This window comes from Leucobacter sp. gxy201, assembly GCF_051043335.1.
In the GTDB taxonomy this organism is placed as follows: domain Bacteria; phylum Actinomycetota; class Actinomycetes; order Actinomycetales; family Microbacteriaceae; genus Leucobacter.
Window position 1 is genome coordinate 38631 of the sequence record NZ_JAMXWS010000006.1, and the last position, 21298, is coordinate 59928.

General features: G+C 66.7%; 20 protein-coding genes and 1 tRNA gene. 11 read left to right on the forward strand and 10 right to left on the reverse strand.

Annotated features, from left to right (window positions below):
* The first annotated feature begins 26 nt into the window (after positions 1-26).
* The 3 genes from NHL51_RS10830 to NHL51_RS10840 all read left to right on the forward strand — a co-directional run bounded on the left by NHL51_RS10830 (position 27) and on the right by NHL51_RS10840 (position 4227).
* Entirely contained in the window at positions 27-3068 is a 3042-nt protein-coding gene (locus tag NHL51_RS10830) for an aminotransferase (RefSeq protein WP_434143694.1), read from the forward strand.
* A gap of 97 nt (positions 3069-3165) precedes the next feature.
* Positions 3166-3558, forward strand: a complete 393-nt coding sequence (locus NHL51_RS10835; RefSeq protein ID WP_434143696.1) for an ankyrin repeat domain-containing protein — start codon at positions 3166-3168, stop codon at positions 3556-3558.
* A gap of 3 nt (positions 3559-3561) precedes the next feature.
* On the forward strand, positions 3562-4227 hold the full coding sequence (locus NHL51_RS10840; protein WP_434143697.1) for a pentapeptide repeat-containing protein: 666 nt from the start codon (positions 3562-3564) through the stop codon (positions 4225-4227).
* 4 nt (positions 4228-4231) lie between these two features.
* On the opposite strand, the gene NHL51_RS10845 is transcribed toward NHL51_RS10840, so the two are convergent.
* The 8 genes from NHL51_RS10845 to NHL51_RS10880 all read right to left on the reverse strand — a co-directional run bounded on the left by NHL51_RS10845 (position 4232) and on the right by NHL51_RS10880 (position 10677).
* Positions 4232-4600 carry a hypothetical protein gene (locus NHL51_RS10845; protein WP_434143698.1) on the reverse strand — a complete coding sequence of 123 codons (369 nt, stop codon included), beginning with the start codon at positions 4598-4600 and terminating at the stop codon, positions 4232-4234.
* A 239-nt stretch (positions 4601-4839) separates the two neighbouring features.
* On the reverse strand, positions 4840-5175 hold the full coding sequence (locus NHL51_RS10850; RefSeq protein ID WP_434143699.1) for an HNH endonuclease: 336 nt from the start codon (positions 5173-5175) through the stop codon (positions 4840-4842).
* 87 nt (positions 5176-5262) lie between these two features.
* Positions 5263-5832, reverse strand: a complete 570-nt coding sequence (locus NHL51_RS10855; RefSeq protein WP_434143701.1) for a DUF4352 domain-containing protein — start codon at positions 5830-5832, stop codon at positions 5263-5265.
* A gap of 754 nt (positions 5833-6586) precedes the next feature.
* A complete protein-coding gene (locus tag NHL51_RS10860; RefSeq protein ID WP_434143703.1) occupies positions 6587-7414 on the reverse strand; it encodes a TIR domain-containing protein in 828 nt (275 codons plus the stop codon).
* 388 nt (positions 7415-7802) lie between these two features.
* Positions 7803-8774 (reverse strand): P63C domain-containing protein, encoded by a 972-nt coding sequence (locus tag NHL51_RS10865; RefSeq protein WP_434143705.1) that lies wholly within the window; start codon positions 8772-8774, stop codon positions 7803-7805.
* 163 nt (positions 8775-8937) lie between these two features.
* Positions 8938-9402, reverse strand: coding sequence for a hypothetical protein (locus NHL51_RS10870; protein ID WP_434143707.1), 465 nt, complete (start codon positions 9400-9402; stop codon positions 8938-8940).
* Between the two features lie 347 nt (positions 9403-9749).
* Positions 9750-9831, reverse strand: a tRNA-Leu gene (locus tag NHL51_RS10875).
* Between the two features lie 60 nt (positions 9832-9891).
* Positions 9892-10677, reverse strand: a complete 786-nt coding sequence (locus NHL51_RS10880; RefSeq protein WP_434143709.1) for a TIGR00645 family protein — start codon at positions 10675-10677, stop codon at positions 9892-9894.
* A 198-nt stretch (positions 10678-10875) separates the two neighbouring features.
* On the opposite strand from NHL51_RS10880, the gene NHL51_RS10885 reads away from it, so the two are divergent.
* Positions 10876-11565: a haloacid dehalogenase type II gene (locus NHL51_RS10885; RefSeq protein ID WP_434143711.1), complete on the forward strand. Its 690-nt coding sequence runs from the start codon at positions 10876-10878 to the stop codon at positions 11563-11565.
* Between the two features lie 47 nt (positions 11566-11612).
* Here the strand turns inward: NHL51_RS10885 and NHL51_RS10890 are convergent, their stop codons facing one another.
* Positions 11613-12437, reverse strand: coding sequence for an alpha/beta fold hydrolase (locus tag NHL51_RS10890; RefSeq protein ID WP_434143713.1), 825 nt, complete (start codon positions 12435-12437; stop codon positions 11613-11615).
* Between the two features lie 241 nt (positions 12438-12678).
* Between NHL51_RS10890 and NHL51_RS10895 the strand changes: the two genes are divergently transcribed.
* The 7 genes from NHL51_RS10895 to NHL51_RS10925 all read left to right on the forward strand — a co-directional run bounded on the left by NHL51_RS10895 (position 12679) and on the right by NHL51_RS10925 (position 20569).
* Positions 12679-13722: a TerC family protein gene (locus NHL51_RS10895; protein ID WP_434143715.1), complete on the forward strand. Its 1044-nt coding sequence runs from the start codon at positions 12679-12681 to the stop codon at positions 13720-13722.
* 237 nt (positions 13723-13959) lie between these two features.
* Complete coding sequence (leuC, locus tag NHL51_RS10900) at positions 13960-15450, forward strand: 3-isopropylmalate dehydratase large subunit (protein ID WP_434143717.1); 1491 nt, start codon at positions 13960-13962, stop codon at positions 15448-15450.
* Positions 15451-15452: 2 nt separating this feature from the next.
* Complete coding sequence (gene leuD / locus NHL51_RS10905; RefSeq protein ID WP_434143718.1) at positions 15453-16055, forward strand: 3-isopropylmalate dehydratase small subunit; 603 nt, start codon at positions 15453-15455, stop codon at positions 16053-16055.
* Between the two features lie 95 nt (positions 16056-16150).
* Positions 16151-17479: a UDP-N-acetylglucosamine 1-carboxyvinyltransferase gene (murA, locus tag NHL51_RS10910; RefSeq protein WP_434143942.1), complete on the forward strand. Its 1329-nt coding sequence runs from the start codon at positions 16151-16153 to the stop codon at positions 17477-17479.
* 80 nt (positions 17480-17559) lie between these two features.
* Positions 17560-18324: a lysophospholipid acyltransferase family protein gene (locus tag NHL51_RS10915; RefSeq protein ID WP_434143720.1), complete on the forward strand. Its 765-nt coding sequence runs from the start codon at positions 17560-17562 to the stop codon at positions 18322-18324.
* A complete protein-coding gene (locus tag NHL51_RS10920) occupies positions 18321-19442 on the forward strand; it encodes an NAD(P)H-dependent glycerol-3-phosphate dehydrogenase (RefSeq protein ID WP_434143722.1) in 1122 nt (373 codons plus the stop codon). The genes NHL51_RS10915 and NHL51_RS10920 overlap by 4 nt, the downstream gene beginning before the upstream one ends.
* Positions 19439-20569, forward strand: a complete 1131-nt coding sequence (locus NHL51_RS10925; protein ID WP_434143724.1) for a D-alanine--D-alanine ligase family protein — start codon at positions 19439-19441, stop codon at positions 20567-20569. The genes NHL51_RS10920 and NHL51_RS10925 overlap by 4 nt, the downstream gene beginning before the upstream one ends.
* Before the next feature lie 169 nt (positions 20570-20738).
* On the opposite strand, the gene NHL51_RS10930 is transcribed toward NHL51_RS10925, so the two are convergent.
* On the reverse strand, positions 20739-21236 hold the full coding sequence (locus NHL51_RS10930; RefSeq protein ID WP_434143726.1) for a DUF3515 family protein: 498 nt from the start codon (positions 21234-21236) through the stop codon (positions 20739-20741).
* Positions 21237-21298: the final 62 nt, after the last annotated feature.

Sequence of the window (21298 nt, forward strand, 5' to 3'; positions counted from 1 at the left end):
TCGACACCGGTGACGGAGTATTCACGATGACAGAACAGCAGGGCGGTCTGGTGCGCCCGGAAGCGACGACGGGAGACGCGGCGGAGATCGCGCGGACCCTGTACGGCATCACGGCCGAGGCGGTCGAGCTCGGCAGCAATCAGGATCGCAATTTCGCGCTGACCGAGGGCGACGGGACGCGCAGCGTGCTGCGCATCGACAACCCGGTATTCGGCGACGCGGCGCGCGTCGCCCAGCACGCGGCGCTCGACGCCTACCGCGCGGCGGGGGTCGCGGTCGCCGCTGTGCTGCCCGGGCTCGACGGGGCGCTCACCCAGCGCTGGCGCGGCCTCGCCGTGCGGCGCAGCGAGTTCGCGACCGGCGAGCCCATGGTCGATGCCGGCTACTTCGCCCCGACGGTGCTGCGCGAGTTCGGAGCGCTGGCGGCCGAGTCGGTGCTGGCGCTCGCCCCGCTCGCGCACGAGGGTCTCGACCGGGGCTGCGACGGCCCCGGCAGTGTCTGGGATATGCGACGCGCCCACGAGATGACGCTGCGACTCGCACCCGCGATTCTCGACGACGAGCTGCGCGAGCGGGTCATCGACGCGGCGAACTTGGCGTTCACGGCCCTCGCGCCCGTCACCGCAGCGCTGCCCGTGCAGGCGATCCACGGCGATCTCACCGACGACAACGTGATGGGGGAGCGCGGGGCCGATTCGCGGCTGCACCCGCGCACCGTGCTCGACCTCGGCGACCTCGCCTACGGCTGGCGGGTCGCCGAGCTCGCCGTGACCGCGTCGTCGCTGCTGCATCACGAGCCCGAGCGCCCGCTGCGCGTGCTCGACGCGATCGGAGCCTTCCATGCGCGCGCTCCGCTCAGCGCGGCAGAGGCGCGCGCGGTCTGGCCCCTCGTCGTGCTGCGCGCGTCGCTGCTCGTCGCGAGCGGCTGGCGGCAGATCGAGATCGACGGCGGCAACGCCTACGCGCGCGATCGCATCGCGGGCGAGCAGGCGATCTTCGACGCGGCGACGCGGCACCCGCTCGCAGAGGCCACCGAGTCGGTGCTCGCCCGACTCGGCTTCACCGGGGTCCCGAGCGGCGACGGGCTGCGCCTCGTCGCGGTGCCGGCCGGCCCGACCGGCGATGCTCGGCCCGGGCAGCCGCTCGCGTCACTGCTGCCCGGCCTGAGCGGCGAGGTCGCGATCATCGATGCCGGCGTCGAGTCGGCAGCGCTCGATTCGGGCAAGTGGCTCGAGGGCGATGCCGAACAGGTGCTCGTCGACGCGGCGTTCGCCGACGGCGCGGCGGCGGCCGTGCTGCCGTACGGCGTCTACCGGCTCACCCGCACCGCGACCGACGCCGCCGACGCGGCCGCCACCTGGCCGGCGAACACGGTGCTGCACCTCGCCCCCGGCGACGAGCAGCGGGTCGCCGCCCCCGTCGATGCGACGGTGGCGGAGGCGGGGCCGAACGCCCTGCTGCTCGAACTCGCGGGCGGTTGGCTGCTCGGCATCAGCGGCATCTCGCCGAGCGTCGAACGGGGCGCCGCGGTGCCGGCCGCGGCGCCGCTCGGCACGGTCGCGGCGACCACCGGCGTGCGTATCATCACCATCGGCGTGCGGCGCCCTGATGCGATGCCGCTCACCGAAGCGCATTTCGCGTCGCCGCAGCTCGTCGTGCCCGAGCTCGCGCCGACCTGGCGGCGCTTCGCGCCCGACCCGGCTCCGCTTCTCGGTCTGCCCGCGCTCGCGCAGCGCGACGAATCCGACGACGAGCTCGCCCGGCGCACCCGGATCTTCGCGAGCGCGCAGGAGCGGTACTACGCAGAGCCGATGCAGATCGAGCGCGGCTGGCGCCACCACCTGGTCGATACGACCGGCCGCTCGTACGTCGACATCGTCAACAACGTGTCGGGCATCGGCCATGCGCACCCGGCCGTCGCCGACGCGGTCGATCGGCAGATCCGCATCCTGAACACCAACTCGCGCTTCCTCTACCGCGAACTCGCCGAGTACAGCGAGCGTCTGCTCGCGACGCTGCCGCCGGCGGTGCGGGAGGGCCGCGACGGCCGCGACGGTCTCGACACCGTGCTGCTCGTGAACTCCGGTTCCGAGGCCGTCGATCTCGCGATCAGGCTCGCCCAGGCCGCGACGGGGCGCAAGACCGTCATCGCGCTGCGCGAGGCCTATCACGGCTGGACGATGGCGAGCGATGCGGTCACGACGAGCGCGTACGACAACCCGTACGCGCTCGAGAGCCGGCCCGACTGGATCCATATCGCCGACGTGCCGAACCGCTTCCGCGGCACCTACCGGGGCGCCGCCGACGACCTCGCGGTCGGTGCACGCTACTCGGCCGATCTCGGGGCCGATCTCGCAGCGCTCGCAGCTGCCGGGCGAGACGCCGCCGGCTTCATCTGCGAATCAGTGCTCGGCAACGCCGGCGGCGTGCTGCTGCCCGAGGGATACCTCCCCGATGCCTACGACCGGGTGCACGGAGCGGGCGGGCTCTGCATCGCCGACGAGGTGCAGGTCGGCTTCGGCCGCATGGGTACGAGCTTCTGGGGCTTCGAGCAGTCGGGCGCCGTGCCCGACATCATCACGATCGCGAAGCCGATGGGCAACGGGTTCCCGATCGGCGGCGTCATCACCTCGAAGCGCGTCGCCGACGCGCTCTCGCAGCAGGGCCAGTTCTTCTCGACGGCCGGCGGCAACGCGGTGAGCTGCCGTGTCGGCATCGCCGTGCTCGACGCCATGCGCGACGAGCAGCTGCAGCAGAATGCGGCGCTGGTCGGCGGCCATCTCGCCGATGGCTTCCGTGCGCTCGCCGAGAAGCACGACGTCATCGGGCACGTGCACGGCGAGGGACTCTACCTCGGCGTGGAGCTCGTCAGGGATCGCACGACGTTCGAACCCGCGACGGCCGAGGCGAGTGCGATCTGCGAGCGCCTCCGAGAGCTCGGCGTGATCGTGCTCACGACCTCCGAGCGCTCGAACGTGCTCAAGGTGAAGCCGCCGCTCTGCCTCACGGTCGAGAGCGCCGACTTCGTGCTCGCGCAGCTCGACCGAGTGCTGTCGACCGGGTGGTGACGGGCGCAGGGGTCCCGTCGCACGAGCGTGCGGGACTCCTGTCGCAGCATCGCGGCGATAGGATCGCAACGAGTACGAGACACCGAGGGAGCCGAACATGACGGAGAACACGGGACCCGACCAGGCGGCCGACGACGCGATCGAGTTCGCCCATCGGCTATTCGATGCGGCGAGAGCGGGGGAGACCGCGTTCGTGACGGCAGCGGTCGACCAGGGCGCCCCCGTCGATCTCACCGATGCCGCGGGCAACACCATGCTCATGCTCGCCGCCTATCACGGCCATGCGGAGCTCGTGTCGGCGCTCGTCGAACGCGGCGCCGATGTCGACCGCGCGAACGACCGCGGGCAGACCCCGGTGGCCGGCGCCGTGTTCAAGCGCGCCGATGACGTGACGCGCGTGCTGATCGCTGCGGGCGCCGACCTCGACGCGGGCACGCCCTCCGCACGGGCCGCGGCGCGCATGTTCGAGGTCGAACTGCCGGAGGCGTAGGCCGTGCGCCGTGCCGCAGTCCGAGTGCAGGAGCCGCATCTCGATGAGCATCGACTCGATCGGCTCGCCGAAGCCGGCGCGGGCGAGCCGAAGGCGGGCGGCAGCTACGAGGCGCTCCGCTTCACGGGCTCGGGCATCGGCCGCGCGAGCCTCGTCGGCACGACGTTCACCGAATGCGAGATCGTCGATTGGGGTGCGGAACGCGTCGAACTGCAAGGCGCGCGTCTCATCGAGACCCGCATCTCGCGGATCGACGTGCCGCATCTGACGGCGCGGCGATCCACCTGGCGCGATGTCGAGATGCTGTCGTCGCGCACGGGGGCCGTCGACGGTGCCGATTCCGCTCTGCACCGGGTGCTCTTCGAGGGGGCGAAGCTCGGCTGGGCGGGCTTCCGCGCGGCCGAACTGCACGACGTGACCTTCCGCGACTGCCGGATCGACGAGCTCGACCTCAGCATGTGTACCATCGCGCGGGTCGCCTTCGAGAACACCACAGTGCACAAGCTCGTCCTGTCGGGCGCGCAGGCGCGGCATCTCGACCTGCGCGGCATCGAGCTCGGATCCATCGACGGCATCGAAGGGCTGCGCGGTGCGGTGCTCACGCGCATCCAGGCGGCCGAGATGACAGAGATCTTCGCCGCGCACCTCGGCATCGCGATCGAGGAGTAGAGGGTCAGTCCTCTTCGAGTTCGAAGCGCCCCGACTGATCCGAGAAGACGGCGGTCTGGCCCGGGCGGGCCGAGTTCAAGAAGTCCTTCACGAACGGGAAGTCGCCGACGAAGTGGCCGACCGACCAGACCTCGTGATTGTCGGCGTCGTCCATGTACTCGTCCGATTCGAGGCCGACGACCGATTCGAGCCGGTCGCCGTGAACCGTCACCCAGCGGGGCGGGTGCTCTGCGTGCATTTTGGAGAGGAACACCGGGATTCGAGCGTGCTCCATCATCTCGATCTGCGTCGGCGGAGCGTACCGCGGATCGACCTCGGCATCTACGGCGTCATTTTCAGACGCGGGCTTCGGGGTCTTCTTGAACAGTCCCATGCAGTGCTCCTTCGGCTCTGCGATATTTCTAGCACGCTCGACCCGAATCGCCTACGCCCGAGAAACGCTGTCGCCAGCCGGGGCCCGCTCTCGCGAGTGCGCAAGGGGGGACTTGAACCCCCACGTCCGAAGACACTGGAACCTAAATCCACAGCACCTCCCCGGCCTGAATTAGAGGGGGAGGGGAGGGGGATGAGTGCCGGTATGAAAATTTTTGGGCGATTCGGTAAAGGGATCTCTTATCTCGGGTCCGTGCGCGTTTTGGACGTTCGTCTGGCTGCTTGTGCTTCGGTCTGGGTCTTGATCTTGTGGCAGTGTGTGCATGCTGCTTGGCCGTTGGCGGGGTCGTACCTGGCTCCGCCTGCGCGGACGTTGATGATGTGGTCTGCTCCGCCTGTGCATCCGGGGTATTGGAGTTGGCAGGACCGGTCTCGTGTTTTGACTTGCTTGGCCCAGCGTGCGTGCTCTGTCCCGTGTGCGTGTGACCTTCCGGTCCAGCTGTGCTGGGTGTGGGGTTGCAGTAGAGTTGTCGGCCTCCCCCGGGGATTCGATTCTCGCAGCCGGGGTGGGGGCATTTTCTTGGCGCTCGGAGCATTGGTTGGGCACCCCTGGGTATGCGAAAGGCCCCGAACTCAGATGAGCCGGGGCCTTTCTTGGGTCACTTATTGGACCTTGACGAATACCTTGTCGCCCATCATGTCGGCCTTGACTGCGAGTACGCCTTCGGATGCGGTGGCGGAGGGTACTTCGAATGCGAGGTTGCCGGTAGTGGATGCGCCCGTGTAGAGCGTGGAGACGTTGTCGAACTGCTCAGGGGGGAGGACCATCTTGTCGAAGCTGTTGATAGTGTTGCCGTCTACGGTGACGTACTCCGCGATCATCATCGGCATTGAACCGTCGGGGTTGTCTCCGTTGTAGGTGAGGGTGACGTTGACCAGAATGTACTGGGTTCCCTCTGCCGGGGTCTCGTTGAAGGGGTTGGTGTCCATTACGGCCTGGGTGCCGTCAAGGTTGACGCTGTTGATGGTGGCGGTCCAGTCGCCGTCTGTAATCGCCGAACCAATGGGGTATGGGTTCTCGCGAGTGCCTTCCTTGGGCGCTGCCGGCTCTTTGGTTTCTACGGGCGAGGCTTCCTTCGCGGGTTCGGCTGCAGGTTTCTCGACTGTTGCTGTGGAGCAGCCAGTGAGGGCGATTAGCGCGGCGAATGCGATGGCGATCAACTTCTTGTTCATGGTCCAATGTTGGCATTAGCGTCGGACATTTAATGTTGGGCACTGGGGAACGTTATGAGTTGGTGATGCTAGTCGTTGCCGCGTTCGTAACTGTTGTCGTCGCAGCAGAGTAGGGTGCCTTTCACGAATGGGTAGAGTGTGCCGCAGTAGTCGCATTCATGCATGGCGCTACTCCCTTTGGAATCCGAGGCGTATGTCGGGGATACGGCGTTCGCCGTGGTCGCGGGCATCGTCTCGCCATACCGTCTCCGTAGTTGAGAACGCGCCTTGTGGTTCGGGTTCAGGCTGTACAGGTTCGTGTTCCTCGGGTGGCGCTCACCGCCAGAAAGTGATGCCGGCGTGTTCGAATACTCGCTGCTCGAGCGTGTATGCGCGTCCGCACTTGCATTCGTAGACGGCTTCGGGGCGGGCACGTCGGAGACGTATCGCGAGGTTGCCGGGGAGCCTGCATTGGTGCTTCCAGCCCACAAGGTGCTCCTTATGCGTGTACGACTTCGAGGGTGTCGTGGGTTTTGCGGAGATGCTTCACCGCGAGTCTTGCGGTAGCTCGGCTGGAATAGACGAACCTGGTGCCGTCGTTCATGCGCGCCCAGTCGCCGGCGCTGTTCCGTAGAGCAAACATGGTGCGCCTCCTAATGGTGTTCCCCGTGCTCGCCTCGCTGCATGAGATGTTGGCGGTGAGTGGCCGGGGAAGTCTAGAAATGACGAAACCCTCAGCCGGCGAGAGGCTAAGGGTTTCGAACAGATCGGGCAGCTAAAGGTTGAACGCAGCTTTCACGGCAGCCGCAGCATCACCGTATGCTTCGCGAATATTGCCTTTCGAGAACGGGATGTATTGGAGGCCGTCCACGTTGCTGAAGTTCTCGGTGCCCTCTTCCATGAGAATAATCGCTCGGTCAAAGCCGAGTCGACCTTGGAACAGCCCAGCCTCGTGGACCACATTTTGTCGTGCACGCGTCCCGCCGTCGCCTTGCGTGTCCTCGCCGGTCATGACGATAAACGCAAAGTTCGATTTGTCGAGTTCGCTGTCGAGAATGTCGCGGATTGTGTGGCCGGCCCGGCTTCCAGTCTCGAACGCACGGACATGGAACCCGTGCGAATCCTGCAGGTGGTCTTTGAGCTCCCGCCAGAGAGGACTGCGGCCGTGTCCAACGAATATCTTGGGCTCCACGCGCTTCACCTCTTTTGTTTCTTCAGGGATCTTGAATGCGCGCTCGATTGACTCGATGCAGATACGGAGTGTTTCGCTTGCGATAAAGCGGTCGGTGGCTGTGATCGACAAGAGCGTGTAGCCGCTTGCCGTCCCATGAACGTTCACATCGAGAATGGCAGCAGACATAGAGTCTTCAGTTTTCTTCACCTGGAGGACGAAGCTCGCAATACCGAATGTGTCATTCTGCTCGAGGTCATGGATCAGTTCGTCCGTGTTGTCCCAGGACCATGTGGTGTCTCCACGCCGTACTTCGCACCTAAGTAGAACCACCACGAAATCGGGGTACTGGGCAGTTAGATAATCACGTATTTCGCGTACGGTTCCAGCGTTAGGCAGGTAGTTGTTTACTTTCGTGTCCACGATCGGCATAGGTCCATCATGCCTGAAGAATAGTGCCAGCAAAGGCGATCTGGACCGTGATCGTGCTTGGTATCGGCTGGCGTGGTGCTCCCCGGGGAATCGAACCCCGCGCCCCGGCATTCAATTACCGACGAGATTCACCTTTCGAGAGCTACGTGATGCGAACGTGCACAGTCGCTTGTCCTACGCACCGAAAGGCAGAAGGGCTCCCGTCACGCTACGGGAAGTGTTTGGGTGCGGTGAGGGCTTCACCGCTATTGAAGTGTTATGCAGTTGTCCCAGGGAATGCGAAAGCCCCGACCGAAACCGACCAGGGCTTTACACATTTCACCTGCGTGCCTATAGCATATCACGCATTTCTCGCGCGTAATTATACCACGGCGTGTCAAATGCGAATCTACAGCCCAGTGCCACTATCTGGCTCTGTGTCGAACAGTGCGGGCGGCATGTTCGGGTCGATGATGGGGTGGATTCGGTCGAGCTTCTCGATGTAGTCGTTCCAGTCATCGCTGAGCTTCATGATCGTGGTGATTGACGCAATGTGTTCCCGCAGTCTCGGGTGCCCGATTTCAGCAGTGAGCTGCTGGTGCATCTTCGCGCGCTTCTTCTTTGCGTCGCGTTCGCGTTCGATCTTGATCTGCTCGAACACGCCAGGGGCAAGCCTCTTGTATACGGTGTTGTTGGTGAGGTGTCCAAAGTAAGGGGGGCGCTTCACGGATTCGGGGTCGAAGGGGATTCCTCGAAGGCGGAACATCTGCTTGTACCATTCGAGGTCGAAGGTCTTGACCCATGGCTGCAGTTCTTCCGTGACGTATGCTTCCAGGATCTTGGCGAGCGCATCCTTCGCCCGGGTGTCCTGGTAGCCGGTCGCTTCATCGACGAGCGCGATGATGCCGACACGAGCGAGACCGCGAACGATGAGTTCGGCCGCGTGGGCGATCGGGAGTTGTGATTTCACCAGGTCGCCGGCTGAGCGTGCGGCAAGCCATGCTTCACATAGCTGCGGCAGGACCTCTGCGCGATACCCGTTCGCCCTTTTGCCGCCAGCGGTGAGGAACGTGATCGGCTCTGACTCTTCAATCAGCCGGTCGCTGAGGTGTTCCCGCAGTGCCGAGATCCTGAGGATAGGCGGTAGTGAGGTGTCGTCGCCCGGTTTTGTGTTGAGTCGGCGGCTGCGGCCCAGTGCCGTCATCATGCCGCCCTGGGAGATGACTCGCTGGCCACCTTCAAGCACGTAGCATTCGACCTCGACGCCTCCGATTACTAGTGGCGTGTCTGGCGATCCCGAAATGATGTTGAGGGGTGCCGGTGCTTCCCATCGAGCTGCGGCGGCTTTGCGTGCTGATTCGCTGCGTTCGGCTGGTGTCATCTTGGATGCTCGTGCGATTCCGCCGCTTGCTCGGTTTGTGGAAGTTGTCAAAGGTCGGCGCTCCTTAATCTTCGGCGATAATGCCTACATTAAATATATCATGCACGCATAAATACGCATTGTGCGTGCGCTAACTGGTGAGTGGTGCGTCAGTCGGTGCTTGCTAGCTGGCACCTGCCGCGAGCTTGCGCAGAGCGACGAAGTCAACCTGCACGTCCATGCCGATCGCGAGGGCGACTAGTTCGGCTTCGGATGCCCACATGGCCCCGCAGCATCGGCACTCGGCGATGACCGCACGGCCGCGCTTCACAGGGATGACGACGGCGGCGGCGCGCTGCGTGTCATCCTCGACATGCCAGCGTTCCCCGCAGGACGGGCATGGGGCGGTGAGTTCCTTCTGGTGGGGCGGGTCGAACAGGTCCTCGATCTGCTGCACCCAGAGCGCATACATCGCGTCGAGACGTTCGCGCAGGTCGTCGTCGATGGTGCCGTTGGCGTGCTCGGCCTGCACAACACCGGGGAGGCGCTGCAGCAGGTTCAGGAGCGTGCCGCGCGTGGACAGGTAGAACTCGTTGTACCAGCCGCGCACGATACCGTCGATGTGCTCCCACAGGCTGAACGCGCCCATGTTGATGAGACCGCCGTCACCATTACCGCCACCAGAGCCGGCCCCCAGCGACGACGTGAGCGCGTTACGTAGCTGCTCGAGAAGAGGTTCACACTCGTACTCGGCACCCTCGTAACACGGTATGGGTGAGCGTGAGGCGTTCGACCGCACGGGCAACACCGGGACTAATTACAGAAGTGTGTTCAGGGGTCATGACCTAATCCGTTTCAGGCCTCAACCCCGACCGTGCGCCGTGGCGAGCTATTCAGCTATAGCAGGGATGGTGGCACGGATAAGGTGCAAAATAAGGTGCAGCCCGAAATCGTGTCGAGCGACACAAGGCTCGCGATCCCTTTGTCTGTGTAGAGTGCGCAAGGGGGGACTTGAACCCCCACGTCCGAAGACACTGGAACCTAAATCCAGCGCGTCTGCCAATTCCGCCACTTGCGCGTGGTCGGCGCTGCACCGAATCGACCGGAGGCGGTCGGGCGGTCTGCGCCGGGAACCAGCTTAGCGGTGCTCGGGTACGATGCGCGCACCGTCGGGCAGCTGCGTGCCGGCCGGGAGGCGCACCGTGATGAACCCGTCGGCGTCGGCAGCGGGCGCCTCGTGCTCGCGGGTCATCAGTTCAGCCTCGACCTGGCCCGCCGTGATCTGATCGGACTGGGCGATGACGGCCTCGTGCTTGCTGTGGCCGTGATCGCTCTTGCTCATCTTGTCGATCCAGGCGAGGGCGAGCGCCGACACGATGAAGGCGAGGTGGATCAGCACCTCCCACATCACGCCCTGCGACGAGTAGATGACCCTGCCCGAGGCGTCGAGCACGATGCCGTCGTTCATGCGGCCGACCTCGATGAAGGTCTTGAGCAGGTGGATCGACGAGATCGAAATGATCGAGATCGCGAGCTTCACCTTCAGCAGGTTCGCGTTGACGTGCGAGAGCCAGTCGGGCTCGTCGTGGTGGCCGTCGACGCGAATCTTCGAGACGAAGGTCTCGTACCCGCCGATGATCACCATGATGAGCAGATTCGCGATCATGACGATGTCGATGAGGGCGAGCACGCTCAGCATCACTTCGGTCTCGCTGATGTGGCCTTCGAGGATCGCATTGTGCACGAGATGCCAGAGCTCGACGCAGAACAGCACCACGTAGACCGCCTGGGCCACGATGAGGCCGAGGTAGAGCGGAGCCTGGAGCCAGCGGCTCGCGAAGATGAAGCCCGCGAGGGTGCGCGAGGCCGCACCCGGGCCGCGGTTCGTGCTGCGTTCGATCGGTGCTGCGAATCGCTCGGCCAAGGGGTGCTCCTCAGGTTCGGGGATGGGCTCGTCGGGGCTCGCGACCCGCGGGCGCCGGCCCGGCACCGTCACGAAGACGCGTGAAAAGCGTAGCGCAGCCGAGGCCGTCGCGCGCTGTGCGATCGGCGCAGGGTAGCCAAGACCGATGTTCGCGCCTAGGGTGGCTCGGACATGGTTCGGAGAGGATCGGGGGTCCGCATGCCAGCATTCGACGATATCCGCGCCGTGGCGATCGATGTGCTGGGCACGCTCGTCGACGAGCCTGCCGCGATCGCCTCGACCCTGCGTGCGCAGCTGCCGGGAAGCTCCGGCGACGATATCGATCGGGCGCTGCACGAGTGGGACGCGTATCTCGCACGGGCGCAGCGCGATATCGCGGCGGGCCGGCGCGGATTCGTCGACGCGGATGCGCTCGAAGCCGAGACGCTTGCGCACGTGCTCGGCGATGCCCGGCCCATCGACGACGCTCCCGCGGCGCTGCTGTCGTGCGTCGGGGCCGCGCTCGATCCCTGGCCCGATGCGGTCGAGGGGGTTCGCCGGCTCGCCGAGCTGCTCCCGGTGCACGGGCTCTCCAACGCGACGACCGGCACGCTCGAGGCCCTCGCGTCCAGGGCCGGATTCGCGTGGTCGGGGGCCCTGTCGGCCTCGGCCGCTGCGGCATACAAGCCCGCCCCCGAGGTCTATCGTCTCGCGCTCGATGCGACCGGGCTCGACGCCGAACAGGTGCTGATGGTGGCGGCGCACGCCTGGGATCTGCGAGGGGCGGCCGCGATCGGCATGCGCACGGCCTACGTGGCCCGACCGGTCGGCGACCCGCCGAGCAGCGACGACGCATTCGACGGAGAGTTCGGGAGCCTCGCTGAACTGGCCGACGCGCTGCGCGGCTGACTGCCGGTGCAGCCGGTGCCGGCGACGGCGGTTCGCGTGCGCCTACGCTACGCCGCCTCCTCGTCGCCCAGTACTCGGAGCAGCGTCTCCGTCGTCTCCTCCGGCGCATCCCAGGTGACGATGTGACCGGCGTTCGAGACGACGTGCTCGTCGACGCCCTCGAACTCCGCCCAGGCGCGCATCGCCGACGCGATGTTCCCCGTCGCGTCCTGTTCGCCGCGGATCAGCGCGAGCGGCACGGGCGAGCGGTAGCCGGGGTCGGGAGCGACGAACGAAACCGCCGCGCCCCACACCTCGAGGAATCGCGGCTTCGGCATCCGCGCGAAGACGGCCTCCGTCCGCTCGACCGCCTCCGGGGTGATGGCCGAGGCTCGGGCCATCAGACCGGGCAGAGTGCGCGCGGGGATCAGCCGCAGGGACGGGGCGGCGAGCCGCAGCGCGAACCGTTCGAACGCGGTGAGGGGTCCGGCGTTCCAGGTGGAGTCGACCGCGACCACGCCGGCCACCCGCCCCGGGTGCATCCGGGCGTACTCCTGGGCGAGGTTGCCGCCGATCGAATGCCCGACGAGCGTCGCGCGGGGCACCCCGCAGGCGTCGAGCAGCGCGTCGAGATCCGCCAGGGCGTCCTGCCCCGTGAACGGCGTCGCCTCGGCGAGCGAAGACGCACCGTGCCCGCGCATATCCCACACGATCACGCGGTACCCGGCATCGCGCAGAGCTTCGGCCTGCACCGACCACATCGAGTGATCCATGCCGGCGCCGTGCAGCAGTACGACAGCGGCGCACACGGCGGTTTCGGGAGCAGCCGTGCGCAAGTCGACGTATGCGATCTCGGCGTGCGGGCGATTGAGACGTCGGTCGAGCTGCACCATGCTTCGAACCTACCCGGACGCGTCGCGGGTGTCGATGGTCGCGGGGTCCGACGTCTTCTCGGGCTCGACGAGAACCGGTATAGTAGTGCGGGCGAAGGGGAGTATTCCGTCAACTTCAGCATCGTCAGTACGCGGCACTCGGAAGTGCCGCCGGTGCGAGCGGCGTCGCGAGAGCGGCGATCGGGGAGAGACCTTCGGCGATTCGCGCACCCCGCGCCGGCCGAAGGAGAAACCACCCCGTATGTCCACCGCACTGCCGCTCTGGTTCGAAGCCGGGTCCATGATCGCGCTCGTGGCGATCCTGATCCTCGACCTGCTGCTCATCATCAAACGCCCGCACGTGCCCTCGATGCGCGAAGCCAGCCTGTGGGTCGGGTTCTACGTGCTGCTCGCCCTGATCTTCGCCGGCCTCATCTTCGTCCTCGGCGATGTGCAGCACGGCACCGAGTTCCTCGCCGGCTGGCTCACCGAGTACAGCCTGTCGATCGACAACCTCTTCGTCTTCGTGATGATCCTCGCCGCATTCAAGGTGCCGTACGCCTATCAGCAGCGGGTGCTCATGGTCGGCATCATCCTCGCCCTCATCTTCCGCGGAGTCTTCATCCTCGCCGGCGCCGCGCTCATCGAGCGGTTCGTGTGGATCTTCTTCATCTTCGGCGCCTGGCTCATCTGGACCGCCTGGCAGCAGGTCTTCTCGAACGAGGACGAGAACGCGGGCGACAGCTGGCTCATCCGCCAGCTCAAGAAGGTGCTGCCCATCACTGACGAGTACGACGGCGGCAAGCTCAGCACCCGCATCGACGGCAAGAAGATGTGGACCCCCTTCCTGCTCGTCTTCATCTCGCTCGGCACGACCGACCTGCTCTTCGCGCTCGATTCGATCCCTGCGATCTTCGGTATCACCCGCAGCCCGTTCATCGTGTTCACCGCGAACGTGTTCGCGCTCATGGGGCTGCGCCAGCTCTACTTCCTGCTCGGCGGCCTGCTCGATCGTCTCGTCTACCTGAAGTACGGCATCGCGGCGATCCTCGCCTTCATCGGAGTGAAGCTCGTCATGCACGCGCTGCACGAGAACTCGCTGCCGTTCATCAACGGCGGCGAGCCGATCTCGTGGATTCCCGAGATCAGCATCTGGGTGTCGCTCGGGTTCATCGTGCTCTCGATGGCGGTCGCATCGATCGCGAGCGTCGTCCGGATGCGCAGGCAGGCGGCGCTGTCGGGGGAGAAGCTGCACTTCGGCGCGCACGAGACCGAGCAGAACGACGGCGACAGCGGTCGCGACTGACCGCGGGCGGCTCCGAGGGGCGGGGCGCGCTGCGCCTCCGTCCCCTCAGCACCCGCGCACGGCGCCGGTGCTAGACTCTGATGCTGTGCATCGCAGGCAGCTTCTTCTTCCTTGCCGCGGTGGGAAGTAGCGGATTCGGCCCTCCCATCGCGGAGGTTCGCCGTGGTCGAAGAGCGGTGGCGCACGCATGCGTGCGGCACCGCGCTGCAAGTTAACGGAAGATAGAGAAGCTCACGAATGACTGATTCACCGAAGCCCCGCACTCTGGCCGAAAAGCTCTGGGATGCGCACACCGTCGTGAAGGGCGAGGGCGAGAACCCCGATCTGATCTACATCGATCTCCACCTCATCCACGAGGTGACGAGCCCCCAGGCCTTCGACGGTCTCCGCGTCGCGAACCGCCCGCTGCGCCGCGTCGACCTCATGATCGCCACGGAGGATCACAACACTCCGACGCTGAATATCACGCGTCAGATCGAGGACCCGACGAGCCGCCTGCAGATCGACACCCTGCGCAAGAACGTCGAGGAGTTCGGCGTGCGCGCCCACCCGCTCGGGGACAAGGAGCAGGGCATCGTGCACGTCGTCGGGCCGCAGCTCGGCCTCACCATGCCGGGCATCACGGTCGTCTGCGGCGACAGCCACACCTCGACCCACGGCGCGTTCGGCGCGCTGGCCTTCGGCATCGGTACGAGCGAGGTCGAGCACGTCATGGCGACGCAGACGCTGCCGCTCAAGCCCTTCAAGACCATGGCGATCAACGTCGAGGGAGAACTGCGCCCCGGCGTCACGGCCAAGGACATCATCCTCGCCGTCATCGCGAAGATCGGCACCGGCGGCGGCCAGGGCTATGTGCTCGAGTACCGCGGTTCGGCCATTCGGAGCCTGTCGATGGACGGCCGAATGACGATCTGCAACATGTCGATCGAGGCGGGCGCCCGCGCGGGGATGGTCGCTCCCGACCAGACGACCTTCGACTACGTGCAGGGCCGCGAGGCCGCACCGAAGGGCGCCGACTGGGACGCGGCGGTCGAATACTGGAAGACCCTGCCGACCGACGAGGGCGCCGTCTTCGACGAGGAAGTGTTCATCGACGCCTCCGAGCTCGAGCCCTTCGTCACCTGGGGCACGAACCCGGGCCAGGGCGTGCTGCTCAGCGACCGCATCCCGAACCCCGCGGAGATCGACGACGCCAATGAGCGCGCCGCCGCCGAGCGGGCGCTCGAATACATGGACCTCGAAGCGGGCACGCCGATGAAGGAGATCGCGGTCGACGCGGTCTTCATGGGCTCCTGCACGAACAGCCGCCTCGACGACCTGCGTACCTTCGCGAGCATCATCAAGGGCAAGAAGAAGGCCGACAGCGTACGGCTCATGGTCGTGCCGGGCTCGGCCCGCGTGCGACTCGAGGCCGAGGCCGAGGGCATCGACAAGATCGTCGAGGAGTTCGGCGGCGAATGGCGCTTCGCCGGCTGCTCGATGTGCCTGGGCATGAACCCCGACCAATTGGCGCCGGGCGAGCGCTGCGCATCGACTTCGAACCGCAACTTCGAAGGCCGTCAGGGCAAGGGCGGCCGTACTCACCTCGTCTCGCCGCTGGTGGCAGCGGCGACCGCGATCCGCGGCACGCTCTCGAGCCCATGGGATCTGCAGGACGACGCGGAGCGGGGCATCTCGCACGACGCAGACGGAGGCGCGGCCGGCGCCGAGAAGGCAGAGGCAGCGTAATCATGGACAAGTTCACCACCGTCACCGCCGTCGCCGCGCCGCTCAAGCGCTCGAACGTCGATACCGACCAGATCATCCCCGCCGTCTTCCTGAAGCGCGTCACCAAGACCGGCTTCGACGACGCCCTGTTCCACCACTGGCGCCAGGACCCGGAGTTCGTGCTGAACCAGGACACGTACGCGAACGCGCAGATCCTCGTCGCCGGCCCCGACTTCGGCACCGGCTCATCGCGCGAGCACGCCGTCTGGGCGCTGCGCGACTACGGCTTCAGAGTCGTCATCTCCGCACGCTTCGCCGACATCTTCCGCGGCAACTCGGGCAAGCAGGGCCTGCTCGCGGCGCAGGTCGCAGAGGCCGACGTCGAGAAGCTCTGGGCCGAGATGGATGCGGTGCCCGGCGCCGAGGCGACGGTCAGCCTCGAAGACCGCACCGTCACGGTCGGGAATACAACCGTGCCGTTCGTGATTGATGATTACACGCGGTGGCGCCTGCTCGAAGGGCTCGACGATATCTCGTTGACGCTTCGCAACGAGCAGGCGATCTCCGATTTCGAGGCGCGGCGTCCGAACTGGATGCCGAGCACCCTTCCCCAAGGAGCCGAGTGACTGAGAAGACGAAGACCGAGGCGCAGCCCGAGGCAGACGCAGCAGCGCTGCCCGAGGCCGGACTGAAGCAGGACGCGCAGAAGGCCGGAGCCCGCGTGGGCCTGACCTCCGACGAGATCCTCATCAACGGCGGCCGCCCGCTGCAGGGGCGCATCGAGGTCCGAGGTGCGAAGAACCTCGCACCGAAGGCGATGGTCGCGGCGCTGCTCGGACAGACCCCGAGCGTGCTGCGCAATGTGCCGAACGTCTCCGACATCCGCGTCGTCGCCGGTCTGCTCGCGCTGCACGGCGTGCTCATCACGCGCGGCGAAGATCCCGGCGAGTGGCGCTTCGACCCGTCGAACGTCGAGACGGCGCACCATGCCGACATCGATGCCCATGCCGGTTCATCACGCATCCCGATCCTGTTCTGCGGGCCGCTGCTGCACCGGCTCGGAGAGGCGTTCATCCCCGATCTCGGCGGCTGCCGCATCGGCGACCGCCCGATCGACTTCCATCTCGACGCGCTGCGCAAGTTCGGCGCCGTCGTCGAGAAGCTGCCGAGCGGCATCAGCCTCTCGGCCCCGAACGGGCTCAAGGGTGCCAACATCGAGCTGCCCTACCCGTCGGTCGGCGCGACCGAGCAGGTACTGCTCACGAGCGTGCTCGCCGAGGGCCAGACCGAGCTGCGCAACGCGGCCATCGAGCCCGAGATCATCGACCTCATCTGCATCCTGCAGAAGATGGGCGCGATCATCAACGTGGAGCCGAACCGCGTCATCTTCATCGAGGGCGTCAAGGAGCTGCGCGGTTACGACCACCGCGCCATCTTCGACCGCAACGAGGCCGCGAGCTGGGCCTCCGCAGCCCTCGCCACCAAGGGCGACGTGTTCGTCGGCGGTGCGCAGCAGGAAGAGATGATGACCTTCCTCAACGTCTTCCGCAAGGTCGGCGGCGACTTCGATGTGCAGGACGACGGCATCCGCTTCTGGCACCCGGGCGGCGACCTCAAGCCGGTGACCATCGAGACCGATGTGCACCCGGGGTTCATGACCGACTGGCAGCAGCCGCTCGTGGTCGCGCTCACGCAGGCCCAGGGCGTCTCGACCATCCACGAGACCGTCTACGAGAACCGTTTCGGCTTCACCGACGCGCTCAACAAGATGGGCGCCGACATCCAGGTCTACGAAGACGGCCTGGCCGATGCGAACCGGCGCGTGAAGCGCCGCGAGTTCGAGCAGGCCGCGGTCATCACCGGCCCCAAGCCGCTCACGGGCGCCGAGATCGAGGTGCCCGACCTGCGCGGCGGCTTCAGCTACCTCATCGCCGGGCTCACCGCCGAGGGGCAGACGAAGGTCACGAACCTCGGCATCATCTCGCGCGGCTACGAGAACTTCATCGAGAAGCTGCGGCAGCTCGGCGCAGATTTCGTCTTCGAAGGCTGAGTTCTTCGGATTATCTCTCGGATTCCGCGCCTCCCGGCGGATATGCAGTCGGGAGGCCGCGGCTCCGGGATAATCGAGGTATGAGTCACACGGTGAAGCTGCGCAGTCGGCCATCTGCTGAGAAACGTCGTCCGTCGATGTTCTGGTTTCTCGCGTCGGCGATCCTGCCGATCTGGTCGCTGATGGTGCGCTACCGCTTCACGCCCACGTCGAAGCTGCCGCGGACCGGGCCGTTCATCCTCGCCCCGAACCATTACAGCGAGATCGACCCGATCGCCATGGGCGCCGCGGTCTGGCATCTCGGCCGGCTGCCCCGTTTCATGGCGAAGGCCAGCCTCTTCAAGGTCCCGGTGCTCGGCTGGGCGATGCGCCGTTCCGGTCAGATCCCGGTCGAGCGCCAGGGGTCGGCGCGCGGTGGGAGCCCCATGGGGGCCGCGAACCAGCTCATCGCGCAGGAGTCCGGCGTGATCGTCTACCCCGAGGGCAGCCTCACCCGAGACCCGCAGCTGTGGCCGATGCGCGGCAAGAGCGGCGCGGTGCGTCTCGCGATCGAGTCGGGCATCCCGTTGATCCCTGTCGCCCACTGGGGCACTCAGAAGCTCATGCCGCGCTACGGCAAGCGCATCCACCCCTTTCCCCGCAAGACCATCGAGGTGTCGGTCGGCGAGCCGATCGATCTCGACAAGTACCGGGGCCGCCCGCTCGATCAGCGCGTCGTCACCGAAGCGACGAAGGAGCTGATGGACGCGATCACCGTACTCCTCGTCGAACTGCGCGGCGAGCCCGCGCCGTCCGAGCAGTGGGATCCGAGCAAGCACGACCAGAGCGAGACGGGGCGCTTTTGAATACGCGCCCGATTCCCGTCGTCACCGGTAACGGCAAGCGCAATCGCGGCCGCAAGGTCGCCGTCATCGGCGGCGGCAGCTGGGGCACGACCTTCGCGAAGATCCTCTGCGATGCGGGCTGCGACGTGCGCATCTGGGCGCGCCGCCCCGAGGTCGCGAACGAGATCCGCGTCGCCAAGCGCAATTCGCAGTATCTCCCGGGCATCAACCTGCCCCGCTCGCTGCACGGAACCTCCGACCTCGCCGAGGCGCTGAAGGGCGCACGGCTCGTCTTCCTCGCAGTGCCGAGCCAGACGCTGCGGCAGAACCTGCTCGATATCGAGCCGTACCTCGACCGCCGCAGCGTGCTCGTGAGCCTCGTGAAGGGCGTCGAGAAGACGACGACCATGCGCATGTCCGAGGTCATCATGGACACGCTCGATGTCGGCCCCGAGCGCGTCGGCGTCGTCTCGGGCCCGAACATCGCCCTCGAGATCGCCAAGGAGCAGCCGACCGGCGCGGTCGCATCGTGCGTCTCGCTCGATGTGGCGCAGGAGATCGCGACGGCGGCCTCGGCCCCCTACTTCCGCACCTACGTCAACACAGACGTCGTCGGCACCGAGCTCGGCGGCGTGCTCAAGAACCTCATCGCGCTCGCGATCGGCATCGTCGACGGCGTCGGCTACGGCGAGAACACGAAGGCCGCCATCATCACACGCGGCCTCGCCGAGATGACGGAGTTCGCGATCGGGCAGGGCGCCGACCCGACGACGCTCTCGGGCCTCGCAGGTCTCGGCGACCTCATCACCACCTGCCAGTCGCCGCTATCGCGCAACAACACCGCCGGCCGTCTCATCGGCCAGGGGTATACGCAGGAGGAGACGCGCGAGCAGATGCAGCAGGTCGCCGAGGGCATCACCTCGGTGGCCCCGATCCTCGAGATCGCGCACGAGCGCGGCATCGCCATGCCGATCGTCGAACAGGTGCGCATGGTGCTCGACGGCCGCATGCCGCCGAAGAACCTCGGCCCGCACCTCGCGACCGAGGACGACGTGCCGCAGCCCGAGCTGAGCCTCAACGTCGCGAAACCCGGGCGCTGGCGCACACTGCTCGGACGCTTGAGGGGAGCCGCAGAATGATCACGTCCGTCACCGGGGCCGCGCCCCGCAAACGCACCGTCGTGCTGCTGTTCGGCGGCCGTTCGAGCGAGCACGGCATCAGCTGCGTCACCGCCGCCGGCGTGCTGCGCGCCATCGACCGCGAGGCCTTCGACGTCATCACGGTCGGCATCACCCGGCGCGGTGCGACCGTGCTGATGCGCGAGGACGACCTCGCCGACTACCGCCTCGACGCGGGAGCGCTGCCCGAGGTCGTCGACAACGGCACGCGCGTGCTGTGGCCGGCGTCGGTCGATGCGCACGCGCTGACCGTCGTACACGAGGACGGCTCCGTGCGATCCCTCGGCCATATCGACGCGGTGCTGCCGATGCTGCACGGCCCGTTCGGCGAGGACGGCACGATTCAGGGCCTCTTCGACCTCGTCGACCTGCCCTATGTGGGCAGCGGCGTGCTCGGTTCGGCGCTGTGCATGGACAAGCACGCCGTCAAGACGCTGCTGCAGGCCTCGGGAATTCGGGTGGCGCCGTGGCGCATGATCACCCGTGAAGAGCTCGATCGGGGCGACTCGGCCGTCGCCGGCCTCGACGCCGGCCTCGACTACCCCCTCTTCGTCAAGCCCGCCCGCGCCGGCTCCTCGGTCGGGGTGACTCGCGTGACCGAGCCATCGGGCCTGCCGGAAGCCCTCGAGACCGCGTTCGCGGAGGACCGCATGGTGCTCGTCGAGTCGGGGGTCACCGGCCGCGAGATCGAGATCGCGGTGCTCGAAGGGCGCGCAGGGGCGGCACCCCGCGCGAGCTCCGTGCTCGGCGAGATCGTATTCACGGGCCGCGAGTTCTACGACTTCGAGGCGAAGTACCTGGGAGCCTCGGGCGTCGAACTCGAACTGCCCGCCGACGTCACCCCGGAAGAACTCGCCGCGGTGCAGCAGGCCGCCATGCGCGCGTTCGAGGCGGCGCAGTGCGCCGGGCTCGCGCGCATCGACTTCTTCCTCACCGACGACGGTCCGGTGCTCAACGAGATCAACACCATGCCGGGCTTCACCCCGATCTCGATGTACCCGCGCCTGTGGGAGGAATCCGGGCTCGCCTACTCCGACCTCATCACCGAGCTCATCGAGCTCGCGCTCGAGAAGCCGCGCGCGCACTGACCCGCGACTCCGGGCGGACGCGCTCACGTCGTTACTTCATTCGGAGATGAGCGCTCGCTCGGATGAATTCGGCGGTTTTCGTCCGAACGAGCTCGCAACTCCGAGCGAGCTCGCGCGCCCGGCTGCGTTCGCCGAGAGTGCGGGCCGATTGCGGGCGGTGCGTACCGGGTCAGCCGGCGTCGGGGCCGAGCTCGAATGTGTCGTTCACGCTCGTGCACTGGCGCATCTGGGGCAGCTGCTTGACGACCGCGCTGAGGTCGAGCACGGCGGCGGTGCCGCTCGCCTTCTCGGAGTCCACGACGACCTGGAGGCCGGGTTCGCGGCCGTACGCCTCGAAGCGGTAGAGCGGGGCGCGGGTGTCATCGACGATCCAGTCGACGCCGTTCACATTGACGCACTCCTGCGTGGTGGGGCCCGTCGGCTCGATGCCGCAGTAGAGCAGCACGCCGGCCGGATCGCCCCACGCGCCCGTCGCCTGGGCGTTCGTGGTGCGCTTGTCAAGCTCGGCGACCGTCGCGGGCAGTCGCACGATGACGTCGGCGCATGCCGGGTCGTTCGAGTTCTCCGCAGACTCCATCGGCACGTCGCCGGCGCATCCGGCGAGAAGCGACACGGCCCCCGCGATGACGGCGATTGCGGCGATGAAGCGGGTGCGTCGAATGGTCACGGATTCAGCCTAGCGCGGGCCGCCTGCGCCGCAGCCGTGACGCCGATCGGTGCCCGCAGGCG

Bases quoted from the DNA above. Each gene is read 5' to 3' on its own strand.
- NHL51_RS10830 (WP_434143694.1), top strand. From the start codon at position 27: ATGACAGAACAGCAGGGCGGTCTGGTGCGCCCGGAAGCGACGACGGGA.
- NHL51_RS10835 (WP_434143696.1), top strand. From the start codon at position 3,166: ATGACGGAGAACACGGGACCCGACCAGGCGGCCGACGACGCGATCGAG.
- NHL51_RS10845 (WP_434143698.1), bottom strand. From the start codon at position 4,600: ATGGGACTGTTCAAGAAGACCCCGAAGCCCGCGTCTGAAAATGACGCC.
- NHL51_RS10850 (WP_434143699.1), bottom strand. From the start codon at position 5,175: ATGCCCCCACCCCGGCTGCGAGAATCGAATCCCCGGGGGAGGCCGACA.
- NHL51_RS10855 (WP_434143701.1), bottom strand. From the start codon at position 5,832: ATGAACAAGAAGTTGATCGCCATCGCATTCGCCGCGCTAATCGCCCTC.
- NHL51_RS10860 (WP_434143703.1), bottom strand. From the start codon at position 7,414: ATGCCGATCGTGGACACGAAAGTAAACAACTACCTGCCTAACGCTGGA.
- NHL51_RS10865 (WP_434143705.1), bottom strand. From the start codon at position 8,774: ATGACACCAGCCGAACGCAGCGAATCAGCACGCAAAGCCGCCGCAGCT.
- NHL51_RS10870 (WP_434143707.1), bottom strand. From the start codon at position 9,402: ATGGGCGCGTTCAGCCTGTGGGAGCACATCGACGGTATCGTGCGCGGC.
- NHL51_RS10885 (WP_434143711.1), top strand. From the start codon at position 10,876: ATGCCAGCATTCGACGATATCCGCGCCGTGGCGATCGATGTGCTGGGC.
- NHL51_RS10890 (WP_434143713.1), bottom strand. From the start codon at position 12,437: ATGGTGCAGCTCGACCGACGTCTCAATCGCCCGCACGCCGAGATCGCA.
- NHL51_RS10895 (WP_434143715.1), top strand. From the start codon at position 12,679: ATGTCCACCGCACTGCCGCTCTGGTTCGAAGCCGGGTCCATGATCGCG.
- leuC (WP_434143717.1), top strand. From the start codon at position 13,960: ATGACTGATTCACCGAAGCCCCGCACTCTGGCCGAAAAGCTCTGGGAT.
- leuD (WP_434143718.1), top strand. From the start codon at position 15,453: ATGGACAAGTTCACCACCGTCACCGCCGTCGCCGCGCCGCTCAAGCGC.
- NHL51_RS10915 (WP_434143720.1), top strand. From the start codon at position 17,560: ATGAGTCACACGGTGAAGCTGCGCAGTCGGCCATCTGCTGAGAAACGT.
- NHL51_RS10925 (WP_434143724.1), top strand. From the start codon at position 19,439: ATGATCACGTCCGTCACCGGGGCCGCGCCCCGCAAACGCACCGTCGTG.